The following is an 18,247-nucleotide window of genomic DNA, read 5'->3' on the forward strand; positions in this document are numbered from 1 at the left end:
ATACATATTCCGGTTCCGTAAAAAAACCAACCTCCCGGCCGATTTGATTTCAGCAACTTTCAAATCGTAACCAACGTTTTGTATCTTGCCTGCATCTATTGGTTAATGTCCAATTTGAAATAACATGTTCCCATTGCAGTAAAAAGCAGGATTGGGAAGCTATCAGGAAGCAATTATGCACAAGGCAAGATTTATATATCATACTGAAAATCCATACATCCGAACGTTGCAACGACTTGTTTTGTTCTTTGCATTATTACTCATTTCGGTATCACAAGCCAAAGCACAAGTCTACTTTCCGGAAGACATGAAACAGGTGTCCGGAAAACTGGTTGATTCTGAATCTGGAGACATTGTTCCTTATGCCCATATTATCAATCAGCGCGTACATGGAGGAACGATTTCCGATAAGAACGGTATTTTCTCCCTTCAGGCCGATCCGTCCGATACCCTTACGGTGAACGCCATGGGTTTTAAAACCATGAAAATCATCGTGGCCGATTATCTCAAGAAAAACAAACAGTTGGTCGTTTATAAAATGAATCCCATCAGGTACCTGGTCGGCGAAGTGGAAGTAACCGGTAAAAACCAGAAGCTGGACTTGTACGGTGTTCCCCAGGGAAACAAATCGAAAGTGCCAATAGAGTTGCGTAGCGATGATTTTAACAAGAAACCCCATTGGACTTCCGCGATTTTTTCGCCATTATCCTTCCTTCACTACAAGCTGAATAAACGTGAAAAGAATAAGCGAAAAGCCATGGCGGCCATTATTACCGAGCAGCAGTGGGATAAATTCAAGCTGGTTTACAACCGCGACATCGTGCACAACATTACAGGTCTCGAGGGCGATACGCTTGACGATTTCATGGTTTACTGCAATGTTAACATGAACTTGTATTACAGTGCCACCAGCCTGGAAGTGGACCAACGTGTCCGGGAATTATTCAAGCAATTCAAGGCCGAAAAAATGTCCAACGATTCCATTAGCAATTAATTTGAAAGAGTAGCGGTAAAGTCGTTTTGAGAACCGGAATGGATTCCTATTTTTATTGTAAAATCCGTTCAGCTATGATTCTTCCAACTTTTGAGGACATAAAAGAAGCGCACGAGCGCATTCAGCCATACATTCACCGCACGCCAGTTCTCACTAGCGAGAGTGTTAATCGCTTGCTGGGCGCAGAACTGTTTTTCAAATGTGAAAACTTCCAGAAAGTAGGTGCCTTCAAATTTCGCGGTGCCTGCAATGCTGTTTTTTCCCTTACGGAAGAAGAAGCATCAAAGGGCGTTGGAACGCATTCATCAGGGAACCACGCGGCAGCGGTAGCTTTGGCTTCCCGCCTGCGCGGAATCAAAGCGCGGATTGTTATGCCGGTCACTGCTCCCGACATCAAGAAAAAAGCGGTGGCGGGTTACGGAGCGGAAATTACTTACTGCGCTCCCACCCTTGAAGCACGGGAAACAACACTCCAGAAGCTCATTGACGAACATCGCATTACTGAAATTCATCCGTACAATAACTTCCGGGTGATTTCAGGACAGGGAACAGCTGCCAAAGAGTTAATTGAAGATGTAGAGGAGTTGGATATCATTATGACGCCGGTGGGTGGTGGCGGATTGTTATCCGGAACTGCACTTTCCGCGAAAGCTTTATTGCCCGGTTGCCGTGTTGTTGCAGCTGAGCCGGCCGGTGCCGACGATGCTTACCGCTCATTTCGTGCGGGACACATCATTCCCTCGACCAATCCGAACACCATTGCTGATGGACTTCTGACGTCACTGGGCGAGATGAATTTCGCTATTATTCAGCAATCCGTCGACGACATTGTCACGGTCTCGGAAGAAGCCATCGTGGAAGCCATGCGCATGATTTGGGAACGGATGAAGATTATTATCGAACCCTCTTCTGCCGTTCCGGTGGCCGCATTGCTGGAAAAGAAAATTCAGCCAAACGGACAAAAGATTGGTATCATCCTTTCGGGAGGAAATGTCGATCTAAGTAAACTCCCTTTCTAATAATAAATCTTCAGGTTACGGGGTTGCTCCTTGTTGAAATGCAGACCGGCACGTTTGGTAAAGCAATCGAGGTATTTGGCTCCACAGCCGAAAATATCGCCAAACTCGATGATGATGGAGATTTCATGGGCTCCACCACCAAAACCCGCTAAATCGGATGTTTGGATGTCGTAGCTATAGCCAAATCGGAATGAGCCGGTCACCAGTGCTGCACTTAACACAATGGCATCGTTATCGAGATAGTGTGTTCCCAGATTTTCATTCTTAAAAACCGGAATTCCCCGCCACCAGGCACCGAACTCCAATGAACGACTATACCAATAAGCACCAAAATCAAGCTGATTAAAGTTGTGCTGACGCTCGTAGCGATAGCAAAATGCCGCCCGCCTGGGTTCTTCAATACGGCTGACTCGCTCCCTCCAGACATTCATCCCTCCAAATACCACCATCTTCATCGGCGTCCTGGCTTGATCATCCAGGAAGGAATAGCTGGGTTGCATCATATGCTCCACCGTTGTTCCTATCCAGTACTTTCTGGAATAAAGGAAAAGTGAAGTATTAAAGTCGAGGTAATTTGCCTTGGTCGCAGCTAAATAAGCATCGCCACTCGACTGTCCTCCATTTACCAATCCATCAGGAAAAATCAGTTTATTCCTGTTCAAACTCATCTGTCCTAACGTGAATTGGAGTCCCGGAATGAACTGTAGATTCTCTCCTAACTGAATCCGATATGAATATTGTAAGCCAAGGTAGGTCGTATTATAATCAGCAGAACCGGCCTGATCGGTTACCATAATAGCTCCAAAGCCACTCCGGTACTTATTTACATACATGTCGGCTGAAACGGCATACGAGTGGTATGCCTGTTTGATACCCGGCCATTGGTTACGATAATTGCTGACTAAACGCACTCCACCTGTCGAGCCCGCCAGTGACGGACTCATAAAAGTAGGCGCTGCATAGAATTGGGAAAAGTGCGGATCCTGTGCATAAGACTTTGTTCCAAGCAGAAACACCTGCAGTAGCAATATGAATACAATGCGTTTTATCATCCCTGGCATACCATATACTACTGCAATAACGTAACATCCCCCGCTTTAATTATTTGCGATCCATCTTTAAATGTACATTTTATACGCCAGATGTAAACTCCGGGAGAAGCAAGCTCTCCGTTGTAGTATCCATCCCAGCCAATATCGATATCATTAGACAGGAACATCAGGTTACCCCAGCGATTAAAAATCTGCATCTGGTACTGTTCTATATCTCCCTTTGCAACAACAGGATAGAACACATGATTATATCGATCACCCGGAGTGTATTTTCCTCCGTTGGGACCATCTTTGCTTGGCATAAAGGCATTGGGTACCGAAACCTTTGCGTCACTATAAGTCTCAACTCCCTGTGATACCGTAAATGTGTCGACACAACCGAATTTAGAAGTAGCAATCAAGGTAACCGGGAATACTCCCTCTTTCTGATATTCATGCTCTGGTTCGTACACCGTCGATGTATCACCATCACCAAAATCCCATAAATAGTTGTCGGCATTCTCCGAGAAGTTGGAAAAACTTACTTTCTCTCCCGGGATTTTCACCCTGCTTGGATACAAGTTAAAATAGGCTCTTACTGCAGGATAAACAACAATCTGCTTCTCTGATTCGGCAACATCGCCAACCTGATTAAATACCTGAAGGTGCACATTATAAGTACCTTCAGCAAAGAATGTATGATCGGGAGTTTTTTGCGTCGAGTAGTTTCCATCTCCGAAGTCCCAGACATACCGGAAGCCATTTTCCGATTGGTTTCTGAATTGCACCCTTAACGGCGGACAACCAGCTGTATCAGGTTCAAATACTGCTGATGGTGGTCCAGCCAAAACAGTTACGCGCTGAACAACTTTTTGCGAACAGAAATCACTGCTGGCGGTAAGCGTAATATCATAGTTTCCTGGCTCTTCAAAATCGTGAGATGTTACATCACCTTCAACTTCTTCGGTCATATCCCCAAAGTTCCAGACATAATCCCAGGGGCCGCCCGGCGTTTCGTTTGTTATTTGAACGGTTTTATCCGGGAAGGTCTGCACCTGCGGATCGACAGAGAAAGCTGTTTGCGGAGTGGGGTGTACAAGTATCGATTTACTAATGGTATCTGTACAACCATTCACCGAAGTTGCCACCAACTGCACCATGAATACGGAATCTTTCGATGTCGTATTCACGAAAGTATGCCTTGGCTGGAATTCACTTGAAAAACTAGCATCTGCGAAATCCCAGTAATACGTTGCACCACCCGTCGACAAATTAGAGAAACTAACAGTTAACGGACTACAACCTTCATTCTTGTCCGGCTGAAAGTCGGCTGCAACCATTGGATGTACCTCTATGTCGGCGGTATATGAAGATTTACAACCAATCTCATTTTCCACCTGAAGTGTCAACGGATACGATACGGTTGTCTGTCCGCTATTAAGATAGTCGTGTGTGAAGTTTTCTTCATCATCTGTCGAAGTTGTACCATCACCGAATTTCCAGAGGTAATTTTCAGCACCAACTGACTGATCGGTTATTTCCAACGTATAAGGGGCGCAACCTCCCAATGAATTGACGCTAAAACTTGCTACTGGTGTCGGATATACCCGGATATCCATCCTGGCGGTATCAGAACAGCCATACCTCGACATAGAAATCAGCATCACATGGAAGATGGTATCTTTCTGCGAACTATTAACAAACGTGTGACTCGGATTGGTCGAACGATATACGCCCGAACCATCTCCGAAGTACCATTCGTAAGAGTAAGCGCCTTCCGACAAGTTCTTAAAATCTAGTGTCAATGGCGAACAACCGACAGTATCGGCAGAGAAAGCTGCCTTCACAAATGGATTTACCTGAACGCTTTCATACGCATCATCCGAACAACCAAAGTTATTGGAAGCTTTTACCCAGATGTGGTAGCTCTGAACCATCGGATTCGCATTCACATAGGTGTGGTTAACCAATGTATCTGAAGTAGTGGAGGTTGTTCCATCACCAAAGTCCCATGCGTAACTGTCTGCTCCGGTGGTATGGTTCGAGAACATGGCATCAAACGGCGTACAACCTTCAACATCAATCGCCGAAATATCAGCGTTAGGTGTTGGATGCACCGTAATGTCTTTCATGGTCGAATCAACACATCCGTATGGTGAATAAGCCAGAAGTTTTACATTGTAAATCGTATCTGCAAAAGACGAATTATCAAACAGGTGATACGGGCTGGTAAAGTTTTCTACTGCGGAACCATCGTCAAAATCCCATTGATAAGCAGTAGCACCACTGGACTCATTGTTAAACCGGATTCCCAAAGGTGCACAACCAATCGAGTCACTGCTAAAAGCTGCGTTGAGCTCGGGCAACACCTCGATGCGCGTTGTCATCGAGTCCACACATCCGGTGGCACTTTCAACAAGCACCCGCAAAGAGTAACTTACCGCCTGACTGGTTGTATTGTGATAGGTATGATTTACGATGGCGCCCTCTGCTATGTTTTCCTCTGTGCCATCACCGTACTTAACAGTGTAAGTAACGCCACCAACCGATTGGTTTTCCAATTGAATATCCAACGGTCCGCAACCTGTCGTCTTGTCAACAGTGAAATCGGCGTGCGGCGAAGCAAGAACCGTAACATCCTGGTAAGTAGAATCCTCACATCCGTAGAATGATTTGGCCACCAGTTTTACCGTATAGATGGTATCATTGGTCGTCGACATATTCACAAATGTATGTGATGGATTATATGCCGTTGAAGTTGGTGTGCCATCACCATAATCCCAAACGAACTGTTGTGCACCGGTTGTCAGGTTCTGAAGCGTTGTAAACAGTGGTGAACATCCAATTGTATCGAGTACCATTGCAGTCTTCACTTCCGGAAGAACAGTAATTTTTCGAATAACCGAGTCGCGGCAACCATTCAGTGTTTCCACTACAAGTTTCAGGTCGTAATAAACCGGCGTAACACCTGTATTCTCATAGGTATGCGATACCGACTGTCCAGCCGCCGTGTATTCATCGGTACCGTCACCATAAACCCAGTGGAATGTATACCCCAAATACGAATTATTAGTCACATTTACAGTAAACGGAGCACATCCTTCAGCTGAGGAGACCGCGATATCCGCAATTGGTGCCGGTGATACAGTAATGGTTTGCGAAGTCGTATCCGAACAGCCATAATTATTATAAGCCACTAATTGAACTGTATTGATCGAATCATTCGGCGTATTGTTTTCAAACACTCTGACCGGATTCTCTGTAAAATCAGTAGTCCCATCATCAAATTTCCACTCGTAGCTGAATGCTCCCTGAGAAGTGTTCTGGAAACGAACCGGAAGCGGTGAACATCCTTGCGTATCACTAACGAAATCAGCTGTAACCGTAGGGTAGAGATGAATATTTTTAACGATGGAATCAGTACATCCGAAAGGATTATCTCCCTGAATAACCATTTTATAGAACTGCTCAGCCGAATGCGAAGCGGTATAGGTATGAGTGGCGTAGCCTCCACTATTAATAGTCTCAGTAACTCCGTCACCATATTTCACGGTATATGCCTGACCGGACAATGACAGGTTATCTACACGCACAGTCAATGGTGCACAGCCCACGGTATCACTCACACTTACTTTAATTTCCGGAGCAGGATGAACCGTTACAGCCTGTTGCAACGTGTCCGCGCAACCATTCACCGACGTAGCAATCTGTCTTACATTGAAAACCTGATCGATCAGATTGCTGGTATTCACAAATACATGCTGCGGATTGGCAGAAGTAGCATTACTCCCGTCGCCAAAGTCCCAATCGAGATACGATTCAGCCAAAGCAGTATTGGTAAACTGAACGCGCAACGGTGAACATCCGGCAGTAGGATTCATATTAAAGCCGGCCGTCACTTGTGGATAAACGACAAACACATGCTCACTGGTCGATTCGCAACCGTATGGCGAAGTGGCTGTCACCTTCATCCGGCGACTTATTGTCTGTAAGCTAGTATTTTTATATTCATGTGTAATATTCTTAGGAGCAGTCGTTACCTGTTTTGGAGTACCGTCTCCCCAATCATAAGTCATAGTGGTTCCCGGAGTTGAATTATCGGTAATCTCGACATTAAAAGGAGCACATCCGTTCGTTGCCGAATAAGTCAGATCGATATTCGGAGTTCCGTAAACAGTGATATTTTCCGTAAGACTATCTTTACAACCGTCTGAGGTGTAGGCCACCATCTTGACAGTGTAAACCGTATCCCTGTCAGTCAGATTGTAGAAGGTATGACTTGGATCCATCTGTGAAGATGGTGAACTGCCATCACCAAAATCCCACAAATAATAATATGCTCCTACAGAATTATTCTCAAACTGAACATTCAACGGGGCACAACCATCTGTCGCTGATGTAAAAGCAGCTTGCACTCCAGGCGTTGCCAGTACATTGTCATTCGCGGTACTCGTACAGCCATTTGCGCTGGTAGCAGTCAATGTTACCTGGTAACTTTGTGGATATGGTGTTGCGTTTACGTAAGTATGTGACAACGTTGCTGGACTAACGTATGTCGTATCCTTCGCACTGTCTCCAAAATCCCAGGTGTATGTCGTCGCGCCTGTCGAATTATTCTCAAATATGGCATCGAATGGAGAACAACCCGAAACAATCGGTATATTGAAACTGGCTTGTGGATTTGCGTAAACAGTAACTGTATGTGACACCGAATCCGTTTTTCCGTAAGGCGTAGTTCCTATTAACCACACAGTATATGTTTGGTCGGTTGTTCCGTTATTTTCAAACGTATGCTTCGGATTGGTCAGATGCACATCGGGTGTGCCGTCTCCAAACTTCCATGTATAGGAAGTTGCAAATGTTGAACTATTTCTAAACTGAACCACGACCGGACTACAACCAACCGTATCTGGGTCAAATACAATTTGAGGCAGATTGTCTGTTGCGAGTACTTGGGTGACAGCATCTGTACAACCAGAAGCAGATGTGGCCGTCAGGGTTATACTATAACTTGTTGTGGCTGTCGGTGAAACAAACTTATGAGTTTCAGTTCCCCAGCTTCCAAGACTAACGGTGTTCCCATCCCCGTAATCCAGAACATAACTTACTGCTCCATTAGACAAATTGGTAAATTCCACCGTAGTAGTATCTGCGGTAACATTTGTTACCCACATAGAGAAGTTGGCCTGCGGACTTCCCCATACATGTACATTCCTGGTAATTGAATCAACACAGCCATAATAGGATTTGGAGATTAATTTCACCGTATTGTCAGCATCAACACCTGGTGCGGTTTCATAACGATGCGATGGATCCGCTGTGTAGTTTATCCCGGAACCATCTCCGAAATCCCATTCGAACTGCTGCGCATTTGTTGACAAGTTTCGGAACTGTACGTCAAGAATGGAACATCCGGTTGTATCCGGTGCAAAATCTGCAGTCACTTTGGGAAGTACCCTAATCGATACTGTAAGAGAATCACTACAGCCCAGCGAATTAACGGCCTTCAATTTCAAATTGTAAGTGACTGGTGTCGTTGTATTGTTCGTATATAAATGAGTTATATTACCCAGACTGTTAGTTGTTTGCGTTGCACCATCACCAAAATCCCAATAATAAGTGGTTGCTCCTGTCGAAACGTTTGTGCCTTCGAAGGTAAACGGAGAGCATCCCGTATAATTTGGGGCATTCAAATCGGCAACCGGTGCAGGCGCTACCAGAAATGCCTGATGTGCCGTGTCCGAACAACCATACAACGAAGTAGCTGCTAACGAAACATTGTATATTGTATCGCTAAGACCATAGTTATTAAATATCCTAACGGGATCTTTCACATATTCTTTTGAGCCTCCGTCACCGAAATCCCATTCATACGAGAATGCACCAGTTGATGTGTTGGTAAAGTCCACCACAAACGGAGCGCACCCAGCTGTATCCGCAGTAAACGAAGCAGTAACATTCGGATACACAACAATACTCTTCACCACAGAATCCTGGCAACCAAATGAGTTGGTTGATTTCACCACCAGGTTATAGGTCTGAGGAGATGTTCCCGTGTTGAGATATTGGTGCGTCAAATCGGTGGCTGTCGTCAATGTCTCTGTCGTTCCATCTCCGTAGTCTACTTCATACGAAACACCATCCGGAGAAGTATTGTGCAATGTGGTATTCAATGGTGTACAGCCAGTTGTATCGCTAATATTAAAATACACTTTGTCAACCGGATAAACATGCATGGTAGCGTAAGCAGTATCGAGACAACCACCCGATGAACGGGCAACCTGCATGACGGTAAACTGACTTTCTGCATTTCCCGTTGCATTGTATATATGCTGTGGATTGAAATTGGTGTCATCAACTGTTCCATCTCCAAAGTCCCAGTGCATGGTATATGCGCCTGTTGCTGTATTGACGAAGTCAGCGACCAATGGAGAACAACCAACGGTATCGACAGAAAAACCTGCGGTCACGCCAGGCAATACCTGAATCGGGTAACTCACTGAATCACGGCATCCTTCTGCTGACTCAACTACAAGTTTCAGGTTATATACTACCGGAGTTAAATTCGGATTCGTATACGTGACACTGTAGTTGGCTGCATAACCCGTTGTATCTTTTCTGCCATCACCATAGTCCCAATAGAAATAGTCACCATTCAGTGAATTGTTCTGAATATTAACAACTAACGGATCGCATCCATAGTTGTCTGACAATGTGATATCCGCTTTCACCTCCGGCTTCACGAGCATCTGATGAGTTGTCGAGTCCTTACAACCGTAGAAGGAAGAGCTGTTCAATTTAACAGTATAAACTGCGTCTGTTCCTGTTGAATTGGTATAGGTATGGGATGCCAGGTATTTATTGCTTGGATTCACCCTTCCATCACCGAAGTCCCAGGTATAGGTATAGGCTCCCGGATCGGCCACCATAATTACATTGGCCGGAGAACATGCCGTATCAGGCATTATGCTAAAATCGAAATGCTGAGTTGGATAAACCGTTACTTCCCTCATCAAACTGTTGATACAACCATAAGTATTGGTCGCAGTTAATCGTACCCGGAAATACCGGATGTAGGTGGAATCATTAATAAAATCATGTGTTGTATTGAAATCTGAACTCGACTGCCCATCATCAAAATCCCATAAATACTTGATGGCTCCGGTAGTTTTATTCGTAAAGGTTGCCGGAACCGGACTACATCCCGGAAGGTAATCCATATCAAAGCTGGTCACCGGAATCGGGTGTACCAAAATGTTCTGAAAAGCTGTATCCGAACAACTACTACTGTTCGTTGCGATCAACCGAACTCTAAAAGACGCATTAGTATCTGTTCCGTTTGAAAAAGTATGGGGTGGATCCGTGTCCAAACTACTCATACCATCGTCAAAAGTCCACAGATACTGATCGGCATGTTGAGACTGGTTTGTAAAATCAACGGCCAGCGGGTTACAACCCACTGTATCGGAAGCAGAGAAAGCTGCAACTGCCCGCTGATACACGGTTACCGTATTGTCAACGGTATCGATACAACCAAATGAAGATTCTCCGGTAAGCCGAACCACAAATGTCGTGTCATTTCCGGTAGGACTGGTAAAAGTATGGGACGGACTTTGCTGACTGCTGTTGGCAGAGCCATCACCGAAATCCCAATTCCACCAGGTTGCTCCCGGATTTGCATTTACGAATCCGAAGGTTGATGGGTTACACCCTTCAAAGTGGACAGGCGAACCAACAAGGAAATCAGGTTTCACTGTAATTTCCTGCTGTGTTGAAGTTTCACAAGTACCGTTCTGAATAGTCAGGGTAATAACAAAATTCATCAATCCCGACGAGGTGTTATGGTAGGTATGTGAAACTGGATCAGCTGTGTATACTGTATCACGCTTACCATCTCCATAGTCCCATATATAAGTCGAACCGCCAACCGTACCTCCATCTGACATTTGCAAAGTATAAGGTGAACAACCGGATGTGTCAGGAACTGAAATAAACGGATCGGGATAAGCTACGAAATCGATGGTTACGTCATCAGAAGAAGAACAACCGTTTCCATTATCGTCCGTCCATCGGAAAACATAACTTCCCTGCTGATCGACATCAACCAGTGTATTATTTCGATCGGAAAACTCGAACGTTGCGGTTCCGGGACCTGAAACCTGGGTCCAGAATCCATTACCCAGTGCCGCACTTCCCGAAAGGTTGTATTGTAATCCACACACAGAATCATCAGGCCCTGCATTCGGTGTCGGAATCTGAATGAAATTGACCACAACCGTATCGACTGCCTCACAAGTCTGATTGACAACTGTCCACCCAAACTCATAAGTTCCGTATGACGAAACCGTTACTCCACTTGCCGGAGCCGATGTATTCGAAAAGGTTGATGTTCCGGGACCAGATAACTGCACCCAATGAGCAGGATATATCGGTGATTGATTTGCATGCAGATCTGCTACCAATCCGCAGGTATCCTGATCGGCTCCGGCATTGGATGTGGGCATCTCTAAAATCTTTACCACCGTTGATGCATTGTCACTACAGCCGGCATCGTCCGAAACAGAATAATCGAGATGATAAATTCCCGGCGTTCCTGCTACAAAATTCGGATTTTGCACATTGGGATTATCCAGGTAGCTGGCATCGGTTCCTGTCCACGAATGACTCACATAATTTCCTGACCCCCCGGTTATGGTTGGCACCATTTCTAAGGGCTCACCAGTACATCCAACCACTGTATCCGGGAGTGTAACATTTAAGTCGGCTACATTTAGATTAAAATCAACTGTATCCGCACACACCTTTGTACTAACAATATAACGCACATTGAACGGAACGGAACCACTAGGATCGCTCCCCAAAAAATGCACAATTGAATCTTTATAAGGTTTCTTATCTGTTAGGTAATCGAGACCATTATTCGTACTAGTCCAAGAACTACTTAAGTTTTTGATTTTTGAATTTGGGTGACCGTTCAATTCGATGGTTGAACCCAGACACAGATCAATCGGATCGCCAAGCGTGCTATGTGCACCGAGATTGGGATAAACAATAATATCGAGATAAGCAGTGTCTCTACAACCATATTGGGATACTGTAATTAGACTAACAGTTACTGTGTCGTTTTCACCTGTTTGATTATCAAACTCAACGATTGGATTCGTTTTTTTGATGTAAGTTCCGTCTTCCTCAAAATCCCAATATCTGTCGTGTGTATTCACTGACCCACTTCCTCCGCCAACGGCCCAGAATTTAATCTTCTGCGGAGCACAGATCGCGCTATCCGATGCGGCAATTCCAATTTTTTGTGTATCGTGAACCAGAACCTGCTTACTTTGCGTTGAGATACATCCGTTATTATTCACACCATTTAACGTGATGGTAAAAGTCTCGTCGCCGTTACCGACTGTATAAATATTGCTAACAGTTTCGTTGGTCGTTGTATTGTAGGTCGTACCGTCTCCGAAATCCCACTCATAGTTGTCAGTATTGGTCGAATTATTGGTCATGTAAACCACTAAAGGTTCACAACCTTCGGTATCCGACAACGAGAAGTTTAGATTGGGTGATTGTTTTACTGTGATATAAGTAGTATCAACTCCCTCGCAACCTCCATTATTTACTTCGGTGTAAATAATTTGGTTGGTTCCGATATTGGCTTTAGAAGGATCAAAAAGTCCGGTACTGCTGACTCCCGGTCCCGACCAGGTACCAGCTCCTGTCACATTTCGGCCTGTTACAACCAGATTGAATGGAGCATCGGCACTACAAACCGGACTAACCGGCGTAATTTTGGGCCAGGGCTTATCGATAATAACAATTCGGGCAAAACCTGAAACCGGGTCATTATCGGGATATGGATTACAGAAGTTCCAATTGTCAAGGCGAATCTCAAACACCTTTCCAACATCCGTTGAATCAGTTACCGGCACATGAACCTGCCAGCTTTGATTTTTCGGAGCGTAAGGACCATCAGCGATATAACCATAATGTGTGGTGTCGCCCTCAACAGAGTAGTTCCCCGGATGTTTAATCACTCCATCTGGTCTAATAAGTTCAATGCCTGGAATACGGTTTGAAGGATTATTATCTGTACCATAGGTAAACTTAGTGATTCGATCCTGGTAATTAGGCTTATCAACAGGAGGTTTAGTACAATTCCAAATACTCTGGTCCTGAAAAGTTATGGTTGTATCCTGGCCGACACAAACCTGAACTTCATAGGGATAAATATTGATACTCCCCCCGTTGGAATCATCCTTGTCCCAAACCGTCACCTGTTGCGTTGCTGAAGTGTTATTGCATTCGACACCATCAACCAGCAATACAGTAGTAGTGGTATATACACAGCTTCCATTAGGTGTCGATGGATAAACATGGGAATCAACCGCAGTTATTATAGACTTTTTGGGGTTGCTAGGATCACTGTTAATTGTTGCTGCGACGGTGTTTACTGTCCCATCTCCATAGTCAAATTTTACTGTCAGTGTATTACTTATCTGGCTTGCGGGCTTTAATACATTGTACACTGCTTTTGCCTCATAGGCATTTACAGGAGCACAAAACCCATCAACTTGAATTCCTGCGAACTTTCCTGATACCAAATCACAAACCTGAGCGTTTGCGCTGTTTCTTCCGAAAAGTAGCAACGATATAAGCAGTAAAAAAAAGGTGTACTTGCCCTTGTGAGATTTAATTTGTCTCGCTCCCATTAATTTTGCCCCGACTTTAATTACTCCTTTTGAACTAATTGCTCCTACTGCTTCCTGATGAAATAATGGCTTTACCTTCCGCAAACCTTACCGGACAAAGTGGTCACCCGGTATCTTTCAGCGGCATGCGACCGGTAAAGCAACATCACTTCGCGTGCTCCATTTTTCTTCTTTCTCAATGTCAGATTCAGAAGATTACTTGTAGGAGTGAATTTCGCTCCTATCCTCATTATCCTGGTTGCCTGGTGGAAAAATAAGGGCTCTATGCCTTAGTCATCCCCTGAATAAAAATTTTCTTTAATTCGGGGAATCCGGTTTTTCATATCAGTTGTTTAAATAATTAACATGAACACGACACGTTTCAAGTCAGAAGAAATGTTTGAAATGCTTACCTGTTATTAACCTCCTCTGTGCCGGAACAATAGATGGCTGATTATTGAAAAACCGCTCCAACCTTTGCAGTTATTTATACTTTAAGAACGCAAAAGGTAACCCTTTTAGTCTATAATTTTTACATTTTTTCCTTTCAGAGAGCCATTAAAGTGTAAACATTTCAACCACAGAATCAGGTAATTATCCATTATTTAATTCAAATCACATATTTAACATATTCTCACCCATTTAACAAACACTTGCAAACTTTTATGCTTTTTTAACAGCCAGCCTCATTGTACAAACTCATTTCTAGAAGGTTAAGCGAACTCACACTTGCTTTTTGGCACGATTTTGGCAATTTTTATATGTACAAAAGACAGGAGGCAATTATGAAACAATTGATGTTTTTAATACTGGTCGTTATTGCAGCATCATGTGCCGCTCCCAAAGACAGTACAAAGAGTGTGGTGCTGAAAGCCGAAAATGACTCGACACAAAAGGACACCACTGAAGTCGTCGCTTTGGATCCCGGATTCGAAAGCTGGTATGCCATGCACGACAACAAAGCCAACTACAGAAGTAAACAATACTACCACAATTGGAATGTTCGTTATGTAAGGGAATGGAATCTGAAAGCATCGACTTATCCTCATGCCCAACTGTTCAACGGACAGATTAATTACGATTTCTCGGAAGATTATCCGCTTGAAGTAGAGCACAAATTATTCATGTACTTTCAGTTTGTAGAACACAAGTTGGGAATTCCAATTTTGACCGGTGGGTCCCGACCGCAGCCGGTTTTCTAGATATTTCTGAAAAGTAACAGCCGGCTTCCGTCCAGCTCATCTTCTTTAACCAGTTTACCCGGTATTTTCGGAGCAGGAACACCGCTACGGAATAACCGGTTACCAACGAATATGCGTGCTTCGTCCCACTGATTTCGCTCCATAAAACTGTCCAGTAATTCTCGGCCTCCTTCTACAATCAACGATTGTATATCTCTCTGGTACAATTCATCCAGCATTTGTTGCACGGCATCCCGCGAGGGATCCAGCTTCACAAATTCGAGGTTCTTTTCATCGTTCTCAGGGCTTTCTGTGAATATCAGCGTGGGTATCGATCGATCAAACAGAGCTAAATCATTACTCAGGCGCCTGGTACGATCGAGAACAATACGCAGTGGATGACAGCCATGCCACTCTCTAACGGTTAACGATGGATTGTCTTTTTCAGCTGTGTTGGTGCCTACCATAATCGCCGCCTCGTCGGTCCGCATTTTATGCACCGCAGTTTTCGACAATTGGTTGGTAATCCAGGTTGATTGTCCGTAATGTTCCGGCGACCGGTCAATGTCGATAAATCCGTCCAGCGTTTGCGCCCATTTCAAAATGATGTAGGGTCGTTTCTTTTCATGAAATGTGAAAAACCTCCGGTTCTGTTCCTGACATTCTTCCTTCATAACGCCCAGCACAACACGACAACCGGCAGACTTTAATTTTTCGATTCCTTTCCCGGCTACCTGTGCAAATGGATCGACTGTGCCAATAACCACGCGGGGAATTTTTTTCGATACGATTAAATCCGAACATGGTGGCGTTTTGCCATGATGAGCACAGGGCTCCAGTGTCACGTAAAGTGTCGAATCTTTTAACAACTCTTTTTTCTTCACCGAATTAATGGCGTTCACTTCTGCATGAGGTCCTCCATATTTTTGATGAAATCCTTCACCTATAATTTTGTCTTCGTGAACAATTACACAACCAACCATCGGATTCGGTGCTACATTGCTCATGCCTAAACGAGCCAGTTCGATAGCCCGTTCCATATATTTCTTATCGTAACTGAATGACTGATTCATTTCCGGCTTTCTTTATCTTTGCACGATGAAACGACTTATTGATGACATCCGGGAAAAACTTTCCAGCCGTTATGAACCGGCCGAGAGTGAAAGTATTTCTTTTCTGATTTTTGAGCATGTTCTCGGATATAGTCGTCTTCAGGTTCACCTGAAAAAAGATGAAACCATTCCGGATGCTAAGGTAACGGAAATTGAAGAAATTCTGAACCGCCTTGTTGATGGAGAGCCCATCCAATACATTTTAGGAAAAGCTGATTTCTACAGTCTGACTTTTTTTGTGAATCCCCAGGTACTGATTCCGCGACAGGAAACCGAAGAATTGGTCGATTGGATTATCAAAGACAACAAGCTTCCGACACCGAAAATTCTGGACATTGGAACCGGAAGTGGTTGTATTCCCGTCAGTTTAGCAAAAAACATCACTGGTGCCCAAGTGTTTGCTTATGATATTTCTGCGGAAGCTTTAAAGGTTGCGAACCAAAATGCGATGAGCAATCACGTTGATGTTCGCACGCAAAAGGTCGACATACTTCAGTGGAAAGCGGCTTCGGTTGACAAAACTTTTGACATCATCGTGAGCAATCCTCCTTATGTAAAAGACGAGGAAAAATCATTGATGCTGGATCATGTTGTGAGTCACGAGCCTCATCTGGCACTTTTCGTTTCCAACGATGACTCGCTAATTTTTTACCGACGCATTGCCGAATTTGCACAACAACATCTTTCTCCGGAAGGGAAGCTTTATTTTGAAATCAATGAAGCATTAGGAAAGCAAACCGCTTCCCTTTTAAGAGAAAAAGGATTTCCGAACCTGACATTAAGAAAAGACATCAACGGGAAGGACCGGATGATTTGCGCCACCCGGTAATCAATGCCCATCAATCCCGGCCAACATCAGAAATGCGTGGTTGAGAATTCGGAAAATTTCGGTGCAATACTCATGTACCGCTTTTGGACTTCCCGGCAAGGTAAAAACCAGCGTCCTTCCCATTACACCAGCGACACCTCGGCTCAACAATGCATTAGGTTTTTCAGCTCCGTATTTTATACGTATCATCTCCATAATACCCGGAAGCTCTTTATCCAACATCTCTGCAACCACGTCTGGTGTAATATCGCGTGGACCGATTCCTGTGCCACCGGTCGTAAAAACCATATCGACGCAGGTTTCCCTTGCTTCTTGTAAACGATATTGCAACACCGGAGCTTCATCGGGAATGACGATGGTTTCCACTTCCACCTTTCGCTTTTCGTCTGTAAAAAAATCTGTCAGTAATTTTGCCAGTAGCGGACCGCTTTTGTCCTCATACTCTCCTTTCGAAGCCCGATCGCTGAGGGTGATAACCAACGCCTTGAAAATACGTGGTTGATATGTCAGCACGTCACCTACCTGTACGTGCCCGCTTTTCAATACACGGGCGAAAATACCTTCCTTCGGCATCACGCAATTACCGACTTCGCGGAAGATGGAACAATTATCGCCATGGCATTTTTTCCCAATCTGAGTTACTTCCAATTCCACGTGCTCTCCCACCAACCGATCGAATGGGCGCATCTCGTACAGCAAGGCTCCTTCCGTGGTAATATTTTCCGCAAACTCGCCAAAAGTAATCTTCCTTCCGGCTTCTTCCGAAAACTTATCGATGCTCTCCGTTCCGAGCAGACTTACCTGGCGGTGCCAGCTTCCGGCATGAGCATCGCCCTGTACACCATGAAAATCCAACTTAATCCGGTCGACCGGAAGTTTAATAGTTCCCTTCTTCTCGGAAATATTGACTGATTTTACGACAATCTGTTCCATTTCTTTACTCTTTTGTCTTTTCGTTCAACCGGATATCCTGCATGACCATTTTTTTGTCAACTGCTTTACACATATCATAAACCGTGAGTAACGCAACCTGAACAGCTGTCAAAGCTTCCATTTCCACACCTGTCTGTCCGCTGCAAACGACTTCGCCGACGGCTTCCAAGCCTCCTTCGGTAAGTGTACAAGTCACTTTCACTTTGCTGAGTTGCAATGGATGACAAAGCGGAATGAGTTCGTGCGTTCGTTTGGCCGCCTGAATACCGGCAATTTCGGCAACAGTAATCACGTCTCCCTTCTTCATCTGGTTCTCTTTTATCAACCGGACCGTTTCGGGCTGTAGCAAAATTTTACCCGAAGCGACTGCTCTTCTTTTCTGAATCGGCTTTCCAGAAACATCAACCATTCGGGCACGTCCCTGCTCATCGGTATGTGACAATTTTCTGTTTATCAT

The 18,247-nt window shown here is 44.5% G+C and carries 9 protein-coding genes; 4 read left to right on the top strand and 5 right to left on the bottom strand.

Annotation, left to right across the window (positions count from 1 at the left end; all coding sequences use genetic code 11):
• Positions 1-175: 175 nt before the first annotated feature.
• Both CLV93_RS02775 and CLV93_RS02780 read left to right on the top strand, forming a co-directional pair.
• Positions 176-994: a carboxypeptidase-like regulatory domain-containing protein gene (locus CLV93_RS02775; protein ID WP_106540627.1), complete on the top strand. Its 819-nt coding sequence runs from the start codon at positions 176-178 to the stop codon at positions 992-994.
• A gap of 74 nt (positions 995-1,068) precedes the next feature.
• Positions 1,069-2,013, top strand: a complete 945-nt coding sequence (locus CLV93_RS02780) for a pyridoxal-phosphate dependent enzyme (RefSeq protein ID WP_106540628.1) — start codon at positions 1,069-1,071, stop codon at positions 2,011-2,013.
• Here CLV93_RS02780 and CLV93_RS02785 read toward each other — a convergent pair.
• Together CLV93_RS02785 and CLV93_RS02790 are read right to left on the bottom strand one after the other, a co-directional pair.
• Positions 2,010-3,065, bottom strand: coding sequence for a PorP/SprF family type IX secretion system membrane protein (locus CLV93_RS02785; RefSeq protein WP_170108848.1), 1,056 nt, complete (start codon positions 3,063-3,065; stop codon positions 2,010-2,012). The two genes, CLV93_RS02780 and CLV93_RS02785, sit on opposite strands and share 4 nt — an antisense overlap.
• 17 nt (positions 3,066-3,082) lie before the next feature.
• Positions 3,083-13,573 carry a PKD domain-containing protein gene (locus CLV93_RS02790; protein ID WP_146141931.1) on the bottom strand — a complete coding sequence of 3,497 codons (10,491 nt, stop codon included), beginning with the start codon at positions 13,571-13,573 and terminating at the stop codon, positions 3,083-3,085.
• 947 nt (positions 13,574-14,520) lie between these two features.
• On the opposite strand from CLV93_RS02790, the gene CLV93_RS02795 reads away from it, so the two are divergent.
• Positions 14,521-14,937 (top strand): DUF6146 family protein, encoded by a 417-nt coding sequence (locus CLV93_RS02795; RefSeq protein ID WP_106540631.1) that lies wholly within the window; start codon positions 14,521-14,523, stop codon positions 14,935-14,937.
• Here CLV93_RS02795 and ribD read toward each other — a convergent pair.
• On the bottom strand, positions 14,934-15,989 hold the full coding sequence (gene ribD / locus CLV93_RS02800; RefSeq protein WP_211297723.1) for a bifunctional diaminohydroxyphosphoribosylaminopyrimidine deaminase/5-amino-6-(5-phosphoribosylamino)uracil reductase RibD: 1,056 nt from the start codon (positions 15,987-15,989) through the stop codon (positions 14,934-14,936). The genes CLV93_RS02795 and ribD overlap by 4 nt on opposite strands.
• A 25-nt stretch (positions 15,990-16,014) precedes the next feature.
• Between ribD and prmC the strand changes: the two genes are divergently transcribed.
• On the top strand, positions 16,015-16,857 hold the full coding sequence (gene prmC, locus CLV93_RS02805) for a peptide chain release factor N(5)-glutamine methyltransferase (protein WP_106540632.1): 843 nt from the start codon (positions 16,015-16,017) through the stop codon (positions 16,855-16,857).
• On the opposite strand, the gene CLV93_RS02810 is transcribed toward prmC, so the two are convergent.
• Entirely contained in the window at positions 16,858-17,790 is a 933-nt protein-coding gene (locus CLV93_RS02810; RefSeq protein ID WP_106540633.1) for an MOSC domain-containing protein, read from the bottom strand. It abuts the gene before it with no gap.
• Positions 17,791-17,794: 4 nt separating this feature from the next.
• Entirely contained in the window at positions 17,795-18,247 is a 453-nt protein-coding gene (gene moaC / locus CLV93_RS02815; protein ID WP_106540634.1) for a cyclic pyranopterin monophosphate synthase MoaC, read from the bottom strand.

Origin of the sequence: Prolixibacter denitrificans (assembly GCF_003014495.1) — a bacterium.
Taxonomy (GTDB): Bacteria; Bacteroidota; Bacteroidia; order Bacteroidales; family Prolixibacteraceae; genus Prolixibacter; species Prolixibacter denitrificans.

What these genes read in the sequence shown, in the direction of transcription:
- CLV93_RS02775 (WP_106540627.1), top strand. Translation starts at nt 176, where the DNA reads ATGCACAAGGCAAGATTTATATATCATACTGAAAATCCATACATCCGA.
- CLV93_RS02780 (WP_106540628.1), top strand. Translation starts at nt 1,069, where the DNA reads ATGATTCTTCCAACTTTTGAGGACATAAAAGAAGCGCACGAGCGCATT.
- CLV93_RS02785 (WP_170108848.1), bottom strand. Translation starts at nt 3,065, where the DNA reads ATGATAAAACGCATTGTATTCATATTGCTACTGCAGGTGTTTCTGCTT.
- CLV93_RS02795 (WP_106540631.1), top strand. Translation starts at nt 14,521, where the DNA reads ATGAAACAATTGATGTTTTTAATACTGGTCGTTATTGCAGCATCATGT.
- ribD (WP_211297723.1), bottom strand. Translation starts at nt 15,989, where the DNA reads ATGAATCAGTCATTCAGTTACGATAAGAAATATATGGAACGGGCTATC.
- prmC (WP_106540632.1), top strand. Translation starts at nt 16,015, where the DNA reads ATGAAACGACTTATTGATGACATCCGGGAAAAACTTTCCAGCCGTTAT.
- CLV93_RS02810 (WP_106540633.1), bottom strand. Translation starts at nt 17,790, where the DNA reads ATGGAACAGATTGTCGTAAAATCAGTCAATATTTCCGAGAAGAAGGGA.
- moaC (WP_106540634.1), bottom strand. Translation starts at nt 18,247, where the DNA reads ATGATAAACAGAAAATTGTCACATACCGATGAGCAGGGACGTGCCCGA.